The following is a 16,712-nucleotide window of genomic DNA, read 5'->3' on the forward strand; positions in this document are numbered from 1 at the left end:
TTCACTCCTTCCTACTTTATTTACCTGTTTTACCTTCCTTACGTCTGACAATTTCGCCAGCATATCTAATTCCTTTTCCTTTGTAAGGTTCTGGTTTTCTCCAAGTTCTAATTTCTGCTGCAACAGATCCAACTAATTGTTTATCAATACCTTTTACTATTATCTTGTTAGCATCTGGTAATATAAATTGGATTCCTGCAACTGCATCTATTTCAACTGGATGTGAATATCCAAGATTTAATGTTATTTTAGCTCCCTTTAATTGAGCTCTGTAACCAACTCCAACTAACTCAAGTGTTTTTTCATATCCTTCTGTAACACCAATAACCATATTGTTTATTAATGATCTCGTAAGTCCATGAAGAGCTCTATGCTCTTTTACATCACTTGGTCTTGTAACTACCACAGTATTGTCTTCCATAGCTATATTCATTTTATTACTCATGTTTTGAGTTAGCTCACCTTTTGGTCCTTTTACATTAACAACATTAGTTGGTGAAACTGTAACAGTTACTCCATTAGGTATAACTACTGGAAGTCTTCCGATTCTTGACATACTTACACCTCCTGTATTCTTTTCAGGGCACATAACAATCATTAACTGCTATGCCTCATATATTCGTTTTAAGTACTATTCAATTACAAATTGTCTAGTATCTATATACTTTAAGCACACAACAAACTTGTTTTTCTCTAAATTATCTATTATTACTATGTACATAACAAAACTGTTATGTCTTAGAATTATTAGACTACCAAATATAACAAATAACTTCTCCGCCTAGGCCTAGTTTCCTAGCCTCTCTATCTGCTACTAAACCTTTTGAAGTTGATATTATAGCAACTCCTAGTCCGTTCAATACTTTTGGAATATCTTCATTTTTAGAATACACTCTTAAACCAGGTTTAGATATTCTCTTAAGTCCTGTGATAACTCTTTCCTTTTTTTGACCATACTTCATTGCAAGTCTCATCATTGGAACAACGCCATCGTTATATTCTTCTATGTTCTTAAGGTATCCCTCTTGAAGCATTATATTTGCAATTTCCTTCTTTATAGTTGAAGAAGGTACTTCTACTACTTCGTGTCTAACAACATTAGCATTTCTTATACGTGTTAGCAAGTCTGCGATTGGGTCAGTCATAACCATTTTTCGTGCCTCCTTTCATTAAAATGTTCTAATTACCAACTTGCTTTTCTGCAACCAGGAATTTCTCCCTTATGTGCAAGATCTCTAAAACAGATACGGCATATACCAAATTTTTGTAATACCGAATGTGGTCTTCCACATAGTCTGCATCTTGTATAAGCTCTAGTTGAATATTTAGGTTCTTTTTTCCATTTCTCTATTAAAGCCTTACGTGCCATATGTTTACCTCCTTATTATTGAGCAAATGGCATTCCAAGGAATCTTAATAATGCTCTTGCTTCCTCGTCTGTCTTCGCAGTAGTAACAAATATTATATCCATTCCTCTTATCTTATCAATTTTATCATATTCAATTTCAGGGAATATAAGTTGTTCTTTAACACCGATAGCATAATTTCCTCTTCCGTCAAATGATTTAGAAGAAGCTCCTCTAAAATCTCTAACTCTAGGTAATGCAACGTTCATTAATTTATCAGCAAATTCGAACATTTGAGCCTTTCTTAGCGTAACTTTACAGCCAATTGGCGTATTTTCTCTTAATTTGAAGTTAGCTATAGATTTCTTAGACCTAGTTATAACTGGTTTTTGACCTGCAATAATTTGCATATCACTAACAGCTGCATCTAAAACCTTAGAATTGTCTTTAGCTTCTCCAACTCCCATATTTAAAACTATCTTTTCAAGCTTAGGTACTTCCATTATATTTTTATAACCGAATTTTTCCATTAACGCCTGAACTACTTCATTATTATACTTTTCTTGTAGTCTTGAACTCATATGTTAAACCTCCTTTCAGGGATTAAAATGTTTCATCACATTTTTTACAAACTCTTACTTTAGTTCCATCTTCTAAAATCTTGCTGTTTATTCTTGTTACATTTTTGCATTTTGTACAATATAGCATAACTTTTGCGCTATTTATAGCTGCTTCTCTGTGAGTTATTCCACCTTGCATGTTTTGTTTGCTTGGTTTCTGATGTTTTGTAATTACACTAACATCTTTAACTAAAACTTTACCAGTTTTAGGATATACAGCTAAGACTTCGCTTATTTTGCCTTTGTCTTTACCTGAGATAACCATTACTGAATCTTTCTTTCTTACGTGCACTTTTTTAACTGCCATGTTAGACACCTCCTATCTTATAGAACTTCAGGCGCTAGTGATAAAATCTTAGTGAAGTCTTTATCCCTTAACTCCCTTGCAACAGGTCCGAATATACGAGTACCTTTTGGGGTTTTATCGTCTTTTATGATAACAGCTGCATTATCATCAAATCTTAGATATGTTCCATCGGCTCTTCTTAAACCTTTTACAGATCTAACTATAACAGCTTTAACAACTTCACCTTTTTTAACAACTCCACCTGGTGTTGCACTTTTTACGCTGGCAACAATTGTATCACTGATGTTTCCCCATTTTCTATGCGAACCACCTAGAACTCTAATACACATAATTTCTTTTGCGCCAGAATTGTCTGCAACTTTTAATCTTGATTGCTGTTGTATCATATCAAATACCCTCCTTTCAGTTGTTGAACTGAAACATTATTTCGCTTTTTCAACTATTGCAGTAATTCTCCATCTTTTATCTTTAGATAAAGGTCTAGTTTCCATAATTGAAACTTTATCGTTAATTTTAGCTTCATTATTTTCATCATGAGCTTTAAATTTTGTTGTTTTATTAATTATCTTTCCGTATAATGGATGACGAACTTTTGTCTCAATTGCAACAACTACAGTCTTATCCATTTTATCAGAAACTACCCTACCAGTTCTTGTTTTCCTGTTATTTCTTTCCACAAGAGTAACCTCCCTTCAGTTTTACTGTTCAAAAGCCTTTATTTCTTCTTGCCTAATGATCGTCTTAATTTGGGCTATAGATTTTTTAACCTGTTTAATTCTCATAGGGTTTTCTAATTGCCCTGTAGCTAACTGAAATCTAAGGTTAAATAATTCCGCCTTTAAATCAGACATTTTTACTAGCAAGTCTTGAGGATTACTTTGTCTTAATTCATTTAATTCATTAGCCTTCAATGACTTCACCACCCATTTCCTCAAAATCTTTTCTAGACACAAACTTAGTCTTAATTGCAAGTTTGTGTGAAGCAAGTCTCATTGCTTCCCTAGCCGCTTCTTCTGTTACCCCTGCAATTTCGAATAAGACTCTACCTGGTTTAACAACTGCTACCCAATACTCAACTGATCCTTTACCAGAACCCATACGAGTTTCAGCTGGTTTTTCAGTTACTGGCTTATCTGGGAATATTTTTATCCAAACTTTACCGCCTCTTTTTACTTCTCTATTGATAGCAACTCTGGCAGCTTCGATTTGATTACTTTTAACCCAACCACATTCCATAGCTTGTAATGCATAATCACCGTATGCAATGAAGTTTCCTCTTGTAGCTTTTCCTCTCATTCTACCACGTTGAACCTTACGATGTTTAGATCTCTTAGGCATTAACATGTCTTATTCCTCCTTCCTTACACTTCTATACGCTTGCTTCTTCCTTAACGATTTTCTTTGTAGGAAGAACTTCGCCTCTATATACCCAAACTTTTACACCAATCTTACCATATACTGTATCAGCTTCTGAGAATCCATAATCTATATCAGCTCTCATTGTCTGTAATGGTATTGTACCTTCATGATAATGCTCAGTTCTAGCTATTTCTGCTCCGCCAAGTCTACCAGCGCAAGCGATTTTAACTCCTTTTACTCCAGATCTCATAGCTCTTTGAATAGTTTGTTTCATTGCTCTTCTAAAAGAAATTCTCTTTTCTAATTGAGAAGCAACATTTTCTGCCATTAATTGAGCGTTGTTTTCAGCTTGTTTAACTTCAACTATGTTAATTAAAACATTTTTATCAGTTACAATTTTTTTCATATCAAGCTTTATAACTTCAATACCAGAACCACCTCTACCAATAACCATTCCAGGTTTTGCAGTGTGTATATTAATTTTAACTCTTTTTGCAGCTCTTTCAATTTCGATTTTGGAAATTCCAGCTGTGTAAAGTTTGCTTTTCAAGAATTCTCTAATCTTGAAATCTTCAACAAGATTATCTGCAAAATTCTTTTTATCCGCATACCATTTAGAACTCCAGTCTTTTATTACACCAACCCTAAAGCCGTGTGGATGTACTTTTTGTCCCACGCTATATTCCTCCTTCTTATAATCTCTCTGTAACTATTATAGTTACATGGCTAGATCTTTTTTTTATTCTATAAGCTCTTCCTTGTGCACGTGGTCTGAATCTCTTAAGTGTTGGACCTTGGCATGCATAAGTTTTTGCAACATACAATCTATTAATATCCAAATTCAAATTGTTTTGTGCATTTGCTACAGCTGATTTAAGAACTTTAGTTACTACTTCAGCTGCATTTTTTGGAGTAAATTGTAATATAGCAAGAGCTTCATTTACATTTTTACCTCTTATTAAATCAAGAACAATCCCGATTTTCCTTGAGGACGTTCTCACATATTTAGCTATAGCTTTAGCCTCCATGTTTGTTTCCTCCTTCCCACACTATCTTACTTTGCTTGTTTTTTCTCTAACAATGTGTCCTTTAAATGTTCTAGTTAACGCGAATTCTCCTAATTTATGTCCAACCATATCTTCTAAAACATAAACTGGCACATGTTTTCTTCCATCATGCACTGCGATAGTATGCCCTATCATTTGCGGAAAAATAGTAGAACTTCTTGACCAAGTCTTTATTACTTTTTTCTCGCCATTTTTGTTCATTTCATTTATTCTGTTTAGCAGAACTTCTTGCACATAAGGTCCTTTTTTTACTGATCTACTCACTTTAGTGGCCTCCCTTCATACACAATGAACATAGTTTCGAAGAGGAATTAAATTCTCCTGAAACTATTTTCTATTTTTTCCCTTAACAATAAATTTGTCAGAGTATTTTTTAGTCTTTCTAGTCTTATAACCAAGTGCTGGTTTACCCCAAGGAGTCATCGGACTAGCATGCCCTACTGGTGACTTACCTTCTCCACCACCATGTGGATGATCGTTCGGATTCATTACTGATCCTCTGACCGTTGGTCTAAATCCTAGATGTCTTTTTCTTCCTGCTTTACCTATGTTAACAATATCATGAGTTAAATTAGAGACTGTTCCTATAGTAGCTCTACAGTTTAATCTAATATATCTTACTTCTCCACTTGGAAGTCTTACTTGAGCATATTCTCCTTCTTTAGCCATAAGCTGAGCTGAAGAACCCGCTGATCTTACAAGTTGAGCACCTTTACCAACCTGAAGTTCTATATTATGAATAGTAGAACCAAGTGGTATATTAGCTATTGGAAGTGTGTTTCCAACTTTTATATCTGCATCAGCTCCTGATACAATTACATCTCCAACTTTTAATCCAACTGGAGCAATTATGTATCTTTTATCACCATCAGCATATACAACAAGTGCTATGTAAGCAGATCTATTTGGATCATACTCAATTGTAGAAATTTTTGCTGGAATACCATCTTTAGTTCTCTTAAAATCAATTATTCTATAACTTTGTTTTGCTCCACCACCTCGGTGACGAACAGTTATTTTACCTTGATTATTTCTTCCACCTGATCTTTTTGTGCTTCTAAGAAGTGATTTTAATGGCTTATCTGATGTTATTTCTGCAAAATCAGACATAGTCATATTTCTTCTAGAAGGTGTGGTGGGTCTAAATTTCTTAATCGCCATGTGATTTCCCTCCTTATTTCGCTTTTCTGGCTTCTGCCAATACCTGCTTAATAATTACATTCCGTCAAAAAACTCAATTGTTTTGCTTTCTGTTGTTAAAGTAACAATAGCTTTTTTGAAGTCAGCTCTTTTTCCAATGTGAACTCCAACTCTTTTAGTTTTACCTATATTCCTTAGTGTTCTTACATTTTCAACCTTAACTCCAAATACATCTTCTACGGCTTTTTTAACTTGAGTTTTATTGGCGTGAATATCAACTATAAAGGTGTATTTTTTATCTGCCATTACAGCCATACTTTTTTCAGTAATTACTGGTTTTCTTATAATATCATGGCTAGTTAATTTCATTATATATACACCTCCTCAATTTTAGATACAGCATCCTTTGTAACTATGAATTTTTCATATTTTAGTATGTCATAAACATTCAGATTATTTACTGGTGTAACTCGTACTCCAGGTATATTTCTTCCTGATTTATAGATGTTTTCATCTGATTTTTCAACAACTATTAAAGTTTTTTTAGCATCAAAAGCTTTTAAAACTTCGAGCATTGCTTTAGTTTTTGGTGCATCAAATTCTAAACTATCTATAACTATCATTTCATTTTCAGCAACTTTTGCTGATAATGCTGATTTGAATGCCACTCTTCTCATTGACTTTGGTACTGAAACATGGTAATCTCTTGGCTTTGGAGCAAATACTATACCACCATGTATCCATTGTGGTGCTCTAATTGAACCTTGTCTTGCTCTACCAGTTCCTTTTTGTCTCCAAGGCTTTATTCCACCGCCTCGTACTTCAGCTCTTGTTTTAGCTGATTGAGTTCCTTGTCTTTTATTTGCAAGCTGTGCTACTACAACTTGGTGCATAGCATCTGTATTGATTTCAACTCCAAATATACTTTCATTTAGGCCAATATCGCCAACTTTTTTTCCTTCTTTATTAAATAAATCTAATGTAAGCATTCTGCATCCTCCTTTCTTAAAAATTACGCTTTAACAGCGTTTCTTATTACAACTGTACCCTTTTTAGGTCCTGGTATTCCACCTCTAATTAATATAATGTTCTTTTCAGGCATTACTTTAACTATTTCAAGGTTTATTACTGTTGTATTAACATTACCCATATGACCTGGCATATGTTTGTTTTTAAATGTTTTTGATGGATCAGAAGATGCTCCCATTGATCCTGGGGCTCTATGGAACTTAGATCCATGACTCATTGGTCCACATGCTGCATTCCATCTTTTAATTACTCCTTGGAATCCCTTTCCTTTAGAAATTCCTGATACATCAATTTTATCTCCAGCAGCAAATATATCTGCTTTAAATTCTTGACCTACCACATAAGCACTTGTATCTTCCATTCTAAATTCTTTTAAGAATCTTTTTAAAGATGTTCCTGCTTTAGTAAATTGTCCTTGCATTGGTTTGTTGACTAATTTTTCTCTTATGTCTCCAAAACCAACTTTAATTGCACTATAACCATCATTTTCAACAGATTTAATTTGAACCACAACGCATGGACCTGCTTCAACAACTGTTACTGGAACGACTTTTCTATTCTCATCAAATATTTGAGTCATACCAAGTTTTTTACCCATTATACCTTTTTTCATGAAAATACACCTCCTACTTATTAGCGGACCACAAATGTGATCATAACAGTTAGTAATAGTAATCTATTACTTACACACAGTAAATTATACCTGTACGTTTCATCGCACTTCTATGTACGCTTATAATTTTATTTCGATATCAACACCAGCTGGTAAGTCTAATCTCATTAATGCATCAACAGTTTTAGGTGATGGACTAATGATGTCTATTAGTCTCTTATGAGTTCTTATTTCAAATTGCTCTCTTGAATCCTTATATTTATGTGGAGATCTTAACACTGTAATTATGTCTTTTTCTGTAGGTAGTGGTACTGGACCAGCTACTTTAGCTCCTGTGCTTTTTGCTGTTTGAACAATTTTCTCAGCAGATTGATCTAATATGTTATGATCAAAAGCTTTTAATCTAATTCTAATTTTTTGCTTTATCATTATTATTTCCTCCTTTTCATTGTACGCCTACTTCTTGCGCACAACAGCGGATGTTCTGTAAACTGTTCCGGGTGTTGCATACAATAAGTGAATGGAACAAACCGCAGGAACTCCGTCGCCCGATTCTAGATCAGGACATGCTCGGTGAAGAATTACCCGGAAGTCCGGCAACCTCTTACCTCATCGCTGTTACCACATTACAACTATTCAAGTATACAACATAACTTATACTTTGACAAGTATTTTTTCATATTAATTTATAATTTTTACTATTTAATATTTCATCATGCAATTTCACATAAGTTTTACAGCATGCAAAAGGAGAAGAGCGTCCCCTTCTCCTTAATAATAAAAGCCTTTATTATTTTAAAAATATCATATGATTATTATATTAATGTTTAGAAATTACTATTTAACTATTGAAGTAACAACTCCTGAACCTACTGTTCTTCCACCTTCTCTGATTGCAAATCTTAATCCCTCATCCATTGCTACTTGAGTGATTAATTCAACATTCATGTCTATGTGATCTCCTGGCATTACCATTTCCATTCCGTCTGGTAATTTTATTGATCCTGTTACATCAGTTGTTCTGAAATAAAATTGTGGTCTATATCCATCGAAGAATGGTGTATGTCTTCCGCCTTCTTCTTTTTTAAGAACATATACTTGACCTACAAATTTAGCATGTGGATGTATTGAACCGGGTTTTGAAAGTACTTGACCTCTTTGAATATCAGCTCTTTGTACTCCTCTTAATAATGCTCCAATATTATCTCCTGCCATTGCTTGATCTAGAAGTTTTCTGAACATTTCAACTCCTGTACATACAACTTTTCTTTTATCTTCGCTTAATCCAACAATTTCAACTTCTTCTCCAACTTTAAGTATTCCAGTTTCAACTCTTCCTGTTGCAACTGTTCCTCTACCTGTAATTGTGAATACATCTTCTATTGGCATTAAGAATGGTTTGTCTGTCGCTCTTTCTGGTGTTGGAATATACGCATCTACTGCTTCCATCAATTCATATATACATTTTGATGCTTCTTCATCTGTTGGGTTTTCTAATGCTTTTAATGCTGATCCTATTATTACTGGAATATCATCTCCTGGGAAGTCATACTCACTTAATAATTCTCTTACTTCCATTTCAACTAGTTCTAATAATTCTGGATCATCTACCATATCAGCTTTGTTTAAGAATACTACAATGTAACCTACTCCAACTCTGCTTGCAAGTAATATATGCTCTCTTGTTTGAGGCATTGGACCATCTGCTGCACTAACAACTAGGATTGCTCCATCCATTTGTGCTGCTCCTGTAATCATGTTCTTTACATAATCTGCATGTCCTGGACAATCAACATGTGCATAATGTCTGTTTTCTGTTTCATACTCAACATGTGCTGTGTTAATTGTAATTCCTCTTTCTCTTTCCTCTGGTGCCTTATCAATCATGTCAAATTTTGATGCCTGTGCTAAACCCTTAGTTGCGAGTACTGCTGTTATTGCAGCTGTTAATGTAGTCTTGCCATGATCCACGTGTCCTACTGTTCCAATGTTTACATGTGGCTTGTTTCTTTCAAATTTTACCTTTGCCATTTTATATTCCTCCTTATATTTGCATATTATCTTATAGTCTTTTTATTATTTAACACCTATAACTTGTTCTTGGATGCTCTTTGGTACTGGTTCATATGCAGCAAATTCCATACTGTATACTCCTCTACCTTGAGTTCTTGATCTAAGTGTTGTAGAATAGCCAAACATTTCAGATAATGGAACCATTGCTCTAATTATTTGAGCTCCTGCTTGAGCTTCCATTCCCTCTATTCTACCTCTTCTTGAATTAATATCTCCCATAACATCTCCCATATACTCTTCAGGAACTGTTACTTCAACTTTCATTATTGGTTCTAATAATACTGGATCAGCTTTTGCCATACCAGCCTTGAACGCCATAGAACCAGCAACCTTAAATGCCATTTCATTTGAGTCAACATCATGGTAAGATCCATCAACTACTTTAACTTTAAAGTTAAGAACTGGGTATCCACCAAGAATACCGCTCTTAGATGCTTCTTTAATTCCGTTCTCAATTGGAGAAATAAATTCTTTCGGAATAGATCCACCTACAGTAGCATTTTCAAATGAATAGGCTTCCGTAGTTGGTATTAACTCTATCCAACAGTGACCGTATTGTCCACGTCCACCTGATTGTTTAATGTATTTACCTTCTGCTTTAACTTGTTTTCTTATTGTTTCTTTGTAAGCTACTTGTGGTTTACCTACATTACATTCAACTTTAAATTCTCTTTGAAGTCTATCAACAATAATTTCTAAATGAAGCTCGCCCATACCACCAATTATTGTTTGACCAGTTTCTTGGTCAGTATAAGTTTGAAAAGTTGGATCTTCTTCAGAAAGCTTAGCAAGTGACATACCCATTCTTTCTTGACCAGCTTTTGTTTTAGGCTCAATAGCTACATGAATAACTGGATCTGGGAAAACCATAGTTTCAAACTTTATTGGGTTATCTTCATCACACAAAGTTTCTCCAGTAGTTGTATTCTTAAGTCCAATTATTGCACCTAATTCTCCTGCGCGTAATTCATCAACTTCTTCTCGATGATTAGCATGCATTTTAACTAGTCTACCAACTCTTTCTTTTTTACCTTTATTAGCATTTAATACGTATGTACCAGTTTTCATTACTCCTGAATACACTCTTGCAAAACAAAGTCTACCTACGAAAGGATCTGTAGCTATTTTAAATGCTAATGCTGCCATTGGTTCGTCATCACTTGGATGTCTTTCTATTGGTTCTTCAGTATCAATATCTTGACCTTTGATAGCTGGAATATCAAGTGGTGATGGCATATATTCTATAACAGCATCTATCATCATTTGAACACCTTTGTTTTTGTATGAAGAACCACAAATCACAGGTACTATGTCATTGTTAATAACACCTTTTCTAAGAGCTGCTTTTAATTCTTCTTCACTTATTTCTTCACCATCAAGATATTTCATCATAAGATCTTCATCTAGTTCCGCTATCGCTTCAACCATAGCTGCTCTATACTCTATTGTTAGCTCTTTCATATCTTCTGGAATTTCCGTTTCTTCTATTTGTGTTCCTAGATCATCTTTATAGACTTCTGCAACATTTCTAATTAAATCTATGATTCCTAGAAATCCTTCTTCTTTTCCTATTGGAAGTTGTATCGGAACTGCATTAGCATGTAGTCTTTCACGCATCATGTCAACAACTCTAAAGAAATCAGCACCCATTATATCCATCTTGTTAACGTATGCCATTCTTGGTACTTCATATTTAGTGGCTTGTCTCCACACTGTTTCAGATTGTGGTTCAACTCCACCCTTCGCACAAAATACGGAAACTGCACCATCAAGTACTCTTAGAGATCTTTCAACTTCAACTGTGAAATCTACGTGACCTGGTGTATCTATTATATTTATATTATAACCTTTCCAAAAACAAGTTGTAGCCGCAGAAGTTATTGTTATACCTCTTTCTTGTTCTTGAACCATCCAATCCATAGTAGCTCCGCCATCATGAACCTCACCAATTTTATGTGTTTTTCCTGTATAGAATAATATACGCTCAGTTGTTGTTGTTTTACCAGCATCAATATGAGCCATAATACCTATATTACGAAATTTATCTAAAGAATATTCTCTACCCACTGTTTGTTCCTCCTCTCAACGATGATTTTAAATTTGACAAAACTGTCTTGGCAAAGCCAAAACAGTTTTAGTATTAATACCTGTAATGAGCAAAAGCTTTATTAGCTTCAGCCATTTTATGAATATCTTCTCTCTTCTTTACTGCAGCTCCAGTATTGTTTGAAGCTTCAAGCAATTCATTAGCAAGCTTTTCTCTTGCATATTTCTCGCCCCTTTTGTCTGCAGCAATAAGTAACCATCTTAGTCCTAATGTTTGTCTTCTCTCAGGTCTAACTTCGATAGGCACTTGATAATTAGCTCCACCTATTCTTCTAGCTTTTACTTCAAGTAATGGCATAATATTAGCTAATGCTGCTTCAAAAACCTCTAAAGGTTCTTTACCTGTTTTTTCTTTAATTATGTCGAAAGCCTCATAACATATTTTCTGTGCTACTCCTCTTTTTCCATCTTCCATTACATTGTTTATTAACTTTGTAACGACCTTGCTATTGTACATTGGATCCGGTAATACATCTCTTTTCGCTATATATCCTTTTCTCGGCACTTTACTTCCCTCCTTAATAATTTTACTTAACTCATAGGTACTCGATATCTCTACCGCAAAGCACTTTGTACTTCTGCAATTGTATGTAAATATAAAAATTATAATCTATATAAATGCTGAAGACATTGTACCTTAAATCAAAGCATTATTTTTTTTGCTTTGGTCTCTTAGTACCATATTTAGATCTACTTTGTAGTCTTCCTGCAACTCCAGCTGAATCTAATGTTCCTCTGATGATGTGGTATCTAACTCCTGGTAAATCCTTAACTTTTCCACCTCTTATAAGAACAACACTATGTTCTTGTAAATTGTGGCCTACACCTGGAATATAAGCAGTAACTTCAAAACCGTTTGTAAGTCTAACTCTTGCTACTTTTCTTAATGCTGAGTTTGGCTTCTTAGGAGTTGTTGTTTTAACTACTGTACAAACGCCTCTTTTTTGAGGACAGCTTTTTAATGCTGGTGCAGCTGATTTTGTTACTAATGTCTTTCTGCCTTTTCTAACTAATTGATTAATAGTTGGCATAATTTCACCTCCTCATTTTTATAAACTGATTTTCATTTATATCAATACTGCATAACATAACTAAAAAGCTATGTCACCGCATGATATATCTATATTATTTAGTTGCTAGCATTAATTAATCTTCAAGACTAAGTGCTGTTGCTGACGCAACATCTATATCACAAAGATTTCCTAGTTCTTTCATTGTGTCTACAAATATTATTTGCAGGGTATTAATTTTGGCTAGTTTTAGAATAGGATCAACAATACTACTATCAGCATCTTTGGCAACATACAAAACTTTACCCTTGCTATTCTTTAACGCTTTTAGGGTTTGTTTAACTCCAACGACCTTCTGACCTACGATTTTACCTACCATTTCTAACCTCCCTTTATAATTATAACCACAAGATCTATCTATTTAAGATGTATCTTGTCGATTTAAATCACACACAAGGTGTATTTTATCATTTTAGCAACACCCTGTCAACTAATTACAACTTATACTTCTAAATCATTTTCTATTTCTACTTTTTCTTCATCTTCAGTATTGATCTTTATAGTTCTATATCTTGTCATTCCAGTACCAGCAGGTATTAACTTACCAATTATTACATTTTCTTTTAATCCAAGTAATGGATCAATTTTACCTTTAATAGCTGCATCAGTAAGTACTCGTGTTGTTTCCTGGAATGATGCTGCTGACAAGAATGATTCTGTTGCAAGTGCAGCTTTTGTTATACCTAATAATGAAATCTTTCCAACAGCAGGTATGCCACCTTCAGATTCAATTTTAGAATTAGCATCTTCAAAAGCAAATATATCTACTAAGTTACCTGGTAGTAATTCAGTATCTCCAGATTCCTCAATTTTCACTTTTCTTGTCATCTGCCTAACAACAACTTCTAAATGCTTATCATTAATATCAACACCTTGAAGTCTATAAACTTTTTGCACCTCTGAAGACAAGTAATTCTTAACTCCTTGAACACCTTTGATTCTTAAAATATCATGTGGATTAACTGAACCCTCAATTATTTCGTCTCCAGCTTCAATTCTATCACCGTTTGCTACTTTTAATCTTGATCCAAAAGGTATGTCATAACTTAATTCTTCCCCTGCATCACCAATAACAATAACAACTCTCTTTTTCTTAGTATCTTCCATTTTGACTGTACCACAAACATCACTTACTATTGCAAGTCCTTTTGGCTTTCTAGCTTCAAATAATTCCTCAACTCTTGGAAGACCTTGAGTAATATCTGATCCTGCTACTCCACCTGTATGGAATGTTCTCATTGTAAGCTGTGTTCCTGGTTCACCTATGGATTGAGCTGCAATTATTCCTACTGCTTCTCCAATATTAATTTTCTGAGACGTTGCCATGTTCATTCCATAACATTTAGCGCAAACTCCAATTTTAGCCTTACATGTAAATACTGATCTAATCATAACTTTCTTCACACCAGAATTCTGAACTTCTTCTGCTAATTTAATGTCTATATATTCACCCTTAGGAACTATTACTTTTCCTGTTTTTGGATGGATAACATCTTCAGCAGAATATCTTCCAGTAAGTCTTTCAACTAATTGTTCAATTACTTCACTACCATCACAAATCTCTGATACTTCAAATCCTTCATTCGTTCCACAATCTTCATGTCTTACTATAACGTCTTGACAAACATCAACAAGCCTTCTTGTTAAATAACCTGAATCGGCTGTCTTAAGTGCTGTATCTGCATTACCTTTTCTAGCTCCATGTGTTGAAATAAAGTATTCTAATACACTAAGTCCATCTCTAAAAGATGCTCTTATAGGTAATTCAATTATTTTACCAGATGGATTAGCCATAAGGCCTCTCATACCTGCTAATTGTTTAATTTGACTCTTAGACCCTCTGGCTCCTGAATCAGCCATCATAAATATTGGATTGAATTTATCCAAACTATCCATAAGTGCATTTGCGACCTCTTCAGTAGTCTTAGTCCATTTTTCTATTACTCTTTGGTATCTTTCTTCCTCAGATATAAATCCTCTACGATACATTTTCTCTATTTTATCAACAGTTTCATCAGCATCTGCAAGCAATGCCTTTTTAGCTTCTGGAACTTGCATATCCGATGTAGCAACAGTAATTGCTCCAATTGTTGAATAGTGATATCCTTTTGCCTTTATCTTGTCTAACATCTTAGAAGTTTCTGATGGACCATATTTCAAGTAACATTTATCAATAATACTACCTAGATTTTTTTTACTTACTAGGAAATCTATCTCAAATTTAAGTTCATTTCCAGGAATACTTCTATCAATAAATCCTAAATCTTGAGGTATAGTTTGATTGAAAATTAATTTTCCTGGTGTAGTATCTATAATTTGCGACATACTAACACCATTAACAACACCAAACATTTTGACTTTAATCTTAGCGTGAATTTCAATATCTTTCACTTGATATGCCATTATTACTTCATCAGGTGATGAGAAAGCTCTTCCCTCACCCCTGGCACCATCTTTATCATTAGTTAAATAGTAAGCGCCTAGCACCATATCTTGAGTAGGTACACAGACCGGTTTACCGTCTGATGGTTTCATAATATTGTGTGCAGCAAGCATTAGGAACCTTGCTTCTGCTTGAGCTTCAACGGATAGAGGTACATGTACCGCCATTTGATCTCCATCAAAATCAGCATTATATGCTGTACATACAAGAGGATGTAGCTTTATAGCCCTACCTTCTACAAGTATAGGTTGAAAAGCTTGGATTCCTAGTCTATGAAGTGTAGGTGCACGATTTAATAGCACTGGATGGTCTTCGATTACTTCTTCAAGTACATCCCAAACTTGAGGCATAACCCTCTCTACCATTCTTTTAGCGCTTTTAATATTATGAGCAACGCCACTACCAACTAGTTTTTTCATTACAAAAGGCTTAAATAATTCTAAAGCCATTTCCTTAGGAAGCCCACATTGATACATTTTTAATTCTGGCCCAACAACAATAACTGAACGACCTGAGTAATCAACACGTTTCCCAAGTAAATTCTGTCTGAATCTTCCTTGCTTTCCTTTTAACATGTCAGATAGAGATTTTAAAGGTCTATTTCCTGGTCCTGTAACTGGCCTTCCTCTTCTTCCATTATCAATTAAAGCATCTACAGCTTCTTGAAGCATTCTTTTTTCATTTCTAACAATTATATCTGGGGCTCCCAAATCTAGAAGTTTTTTAAGTCTGTTGTTTCTGTTTATTACCCTTCTATACAAATCATTCAAATCAGAAGTAGCAAACCTTCCTCCATCTAATTGTACCATCGGTCTTAAATCAGGTGGTATTACTGGAATTACATCAATTATAATCCACTCAGGTTTATTTTTAGATTTTCTAAAAGACTCTGAAACATCTAGCCTTCTAATGCTTCTAATTCTTTTTTGTCCTGTACTTGTTTTTAGGTCTTCCTTTAATTCCTTAGATAATTCTTCTAAATTTATGTGTTGTAATAGTACTTTTACAGATTCTGCACCCATACCAGCTACAAAACTATCAGCTCCAAATTTATCTATAGCTTCTCTATATTCTTTTTCACTAAGAATTTGCTTTGTAAGTAGTGATGTTTCTTTGGGATCTAATACTACATATGAAGCAAAATATAAGATTTTTTCCAGTGATCTAGGTGACATATCTAAAATAAGTCCCATACGAGATGGTATTCCTTTGAAATACCAAATGTGAGATACTGGTGCAGCAAGTTCAATATGCCCCATTCTTTCACGTCTTACTTTAGATTTTGTAACTTCAACACCACATCTATCACAAACTATTCCCTTATATCTTACTCTCTTGTATTTACCACAGTGACATTCCCAATCTTTAATTGGACCAAATATTCTTTCACAAAATAGTCCATCTCTTTCAGGTTTTAAAGTTCTATAATTTATAGTCTCAGGTTTTTTAACTTCACCTTTTGACCATTCTCTAATTTGCTCCGGTGATGCCAATCCTATTTGAATAGCATCAAAATTATTAAATTCAAACAAGGGTACA

At 34.3% G+C, this 16,712-nt stretch carries 23 protein-coding genes; all 23 read right to left on the reverse strand.

The window, feature by feature from the left end:
- Positions 1–16: 16 nt before the first annotated feature.
- A complete protein-coding gene (gene rplF, locus ACREVX_RS13120; protein WP_431544640.1) occupies positions 17–556 on the reverse strand; it encodes a 50S ribosomal protein L6 in 540 nt (179 codons plus the stop codon).
- A gap of 196 nt (positions 557–752) precedes the next feature.
- Complete coding sequence (gene rpsH, locus ACREVX_RS13125; RefSeq protein ID WP_431544641.1) at positions 753–1,151, reverse strand: 30S ribosomal protein S8; 399 nt, start codon at positions 1,149–1,151, stop codon at positions 753–755.
- Between the two features lie 32 nt (positions 1,152–1,183).
- The gene (locus ACREVX_RS13130; RefSeq protein ID WP_431544642.1) at positions 1,184–1,369 is read right to left on the reverse strand and encodes a type Z 30S ribosomal protein S14; all 186 of its coding nucleotides are present in this window, start codon (positions 1,367–1,369) and stop codon (positions 1,184–1,186) included.
- Positions 1,370–1,384: 15 nt separating this feature from the next.
- The gene (rplE, locus tag ACREVX_RS13135; protein ID WP_431544643.1) at positions 1,385–1,927 is read right to left on the reverse strand and encodes a 50S ribosomal protein L5; all 543 of its coding nucleotides are present in this window, start codon (positions 1,925–1,927) and stop codon (positions 1,385–1,387) included.
- Positions 1,928–1,949: 22 nt separating this feature from the next.
- Positions 1,950–2,273, reverse strand: a complete 324-nt coding sequence (gene rplX, locus ACREVX_RS13140) for a 50S ribosomal protein L24 (protein ID WP_431544644.1) — start codon at positions 2,271–2,273, stop codon at positions 1,950–1,952.
- A 17-nt stretch (positions 2,274–2,290) separates the two neighbouring features.
- A complete protein-coding gene (gene rplN, locus ACREVX_RS13145; RefSeq protein WP_431544645.1) occupies positions 2,291–2,659 on the reverse strand; it encodes a 50S ribosomal protein L14 in 369 nt (122 codons plus the stop codon).
- Between the two features lie 36 nt (positions 2,660–2,695).
- A complete protein-coding gene (rpsQ, locus tag ACREVX_RS13150) occupies positions 2,696–2,950 on the reverse strand; it encodes a 30S ribosomal protein S17 (RefSeq protein WP_431544646.1) in 255 nt (84 codons plus the stop codon).
- Positions 2,951–2,971: 21 nt separating this feature from the next.
- A complete protein-coding gene (gene rpmC / locus ACREVX_RS13155; RefSeq protein ID WP_216306415.1) occupies positions 2,972–3,184 on the reverse strand; it encodes a 50S ribosomal protein L29 in 213 nt (70 codons plus the stop codon).
- Positions 3,174–3,617: a 50S ribosomal protein L16 gene (gene rplP / locus ACREVX_RS13160; protein ID WP_431544647.1), complete on the reverse strand. Its 444-nt coding sequence runs from the start codon at positions 3,615–3,617 to the stop codon at positions 3,174–3,176. The genes rpmC and rplP overlap by 11 nt, the downstream gene beginning before the upstream one ends.
- Positions 3,618–3,642: 25 nt before the next feature.
- Positions 3,643–4,308, reverse strand: a complete 666-nt coding sequence (gene rpsC / locus ACREVX_RS13165; protein WP_431544648.1) for a 30S ribosomal protein S3 — start codon at positions 4,306–4,308, stop codon at positions 3,643–3,645.
- A gap of 16 nt (positions 4,309–4,324) precedes the next feature.
- Positions 4,325–4,660, reverse strand: a complete 336-nt coding sequence (gene rplV / locus ACREVX_RS13170) for a 50S ribosomal protein L22 (RefSeq protein ID WP_431544649.1) — start codon at positions 4,658–4,660, stop codon at positions 4,325–4,327.
- A 21-nt stretch (positions 4,661–4,681) separates the two neighbouring features.
- On the reverse strand, positions 4,682–4,963 hold the full coding sequence (gene rpsS / locus ACREVX_RS13175) for a 30S ribosomal protein S19 (RefSeq protein ID WP_216306419.1): 282 nt from the start codon (positions 4,961–4,963) through the stop codon (positions 4,682–4,684).
- A gap of 63 nt (positions 4,964–5,026) precedes the next feature.
- Entirely contained in the window at positions 5,027–5,860 is an 834-nt protein-coding gene (gene rplB / locus ACREVX_RS13180) for a 50S ribosomal protein L2 (protein WP_431544650.1), read from the reverse strand.
- A gap of 54 nt (positions 5,861–5,914) precedes the next feature.
- A complete protein-coding gene (gene rplW / locus ACREVX_RS13185; RefSeq protein WP_216157302.1) occupies positions 5,915–6,208 on the reverse strand; it encodes a 50S ribosomal protein L23 in 294 nt (97 codons plus the stop codon).
- Positions 6,208–6,828: a 50S ribosomal protein L4 gene (rplD, locus tag ACREVX_RS13190; RefSeq protein WP_431544651.1), complete on the reverse strand. Its 621-nt coding sequence runs from the start codon at positions 6,826–6,828 to the stop codon at positions 6,208–6,210. The genes rplW and rplD overlap by 1 nt, the downstream gene beginning before the upstream one ends.
- Positions 6,829–6,851: 23 nt before the next feature.
- On the reverse strand, positions 6,852–7,481 hold the full coding sequence (rplC, locus tag ACREVX_RS13195; protein ID WP_431544652.1) for a 50S ribosomal protein L3: 630 nt from the start codon (positions 7,479–7,481) through the stop codon (positions 6,852–6,854).
- 120 nt (positions 7,482–7,601) lie between these two features.
- Positions 7,602–7,910, reverse strand: coding sequence for a 30S ribosomal protein S10 (gene rpsJ / locus ACREVX_RS13200; protein ID WP_500861857.1), 309 nt, complete (start codon positions 7,908–7,910; stop codon positions 7,602–7,604).
- 408 nt (positions 7,911–8,318) lie between these two features.
- Positions 8,319–9,512 carry an elongation factor Tu gene (gene tuf, locus ACREVX_RS13205; RefSeq protein WP_431544653.1) on the reverse strand — a complete coding sequence of 398 codons (1,194 nt, stop codon included), beginning with the start codon at positions 9,510–9,512 and terminating at the stop codon, positions 8,319–8,321.
- 45 nt (positions 9,513–9,557) lie between these two features.
- A complete protein-coding gene (gene fusA / locus ACREVX_RS13210; RefSeq protein ID WP_431544654.1) occupies positions 9,558–11,621 on the reverse strand; it encodes an elongation factor G in 2,064 nt (687 codons plus the stop codon).
- A gap of 73 nt (positions 11,622–11,694) precedes the next feature.
- Positions 11,695–12,165, reverse strand: coding sequence for a 30S ribosomal protein S7 (gene rpsG, locus ACREVX_RS13215; RefSeq protein ID WP_431544655.1), 471 nt, complete (start codon positions 12,163–12,165; stop codon positions 11,695–11,697).
- A 145-nt stretch (positions 12,166–12,310) separates the two neighbouring features.
- A complete protein-coding gene (rpsL, locus tag ACREVX_RS13220; RefSeq protein WP_431544656.1) occupies positions 12,311–12,691 on the reverse strand; it encodes a 30S ribosomal protein S12 in 381 nt (126 codons plus the stop codon).
- 115 nt (positions 12,692–12,806) lie between these two features.
- Positions 12,807–13,049, reverse strand: a complete 243-nt coding sequence (locus ACREVX_RS13225) for a ribosomal L7Ae/L30e/S12e/Gadd45 family protein (RefSeq protein ID WP_431544657.1) — start codon at positions 13,047–13,049, stop codon at positions 12,807–12,809.
- A 122-nt stretch (positions 13,050–13,171) separates the two neighbouring features.
- The gene (gene rpoC, locus ACREVX_RS13230; protein WP_431544658.1) at positions 13,172–16,705 is read right to left on the reverse strand and encodes a DNA-directed RNA polymerase subunit beta'; all 3,534 of its coding nucleotides are present in this window, start codon (positions 16,703–16,705) and stop codon (positions 13,172–13,174) included.
- Between the last annotated feature and the right edge of the window lie 7 nt (positions 16,706–16,712).

It is taken from the genome of Clostridium sp. (assembly GCF_050717545.1).
GTDB lineage: Bacteria > Bacillota > Clostridia > Clostridiales > Clostridiaceae > Clostridium_AD.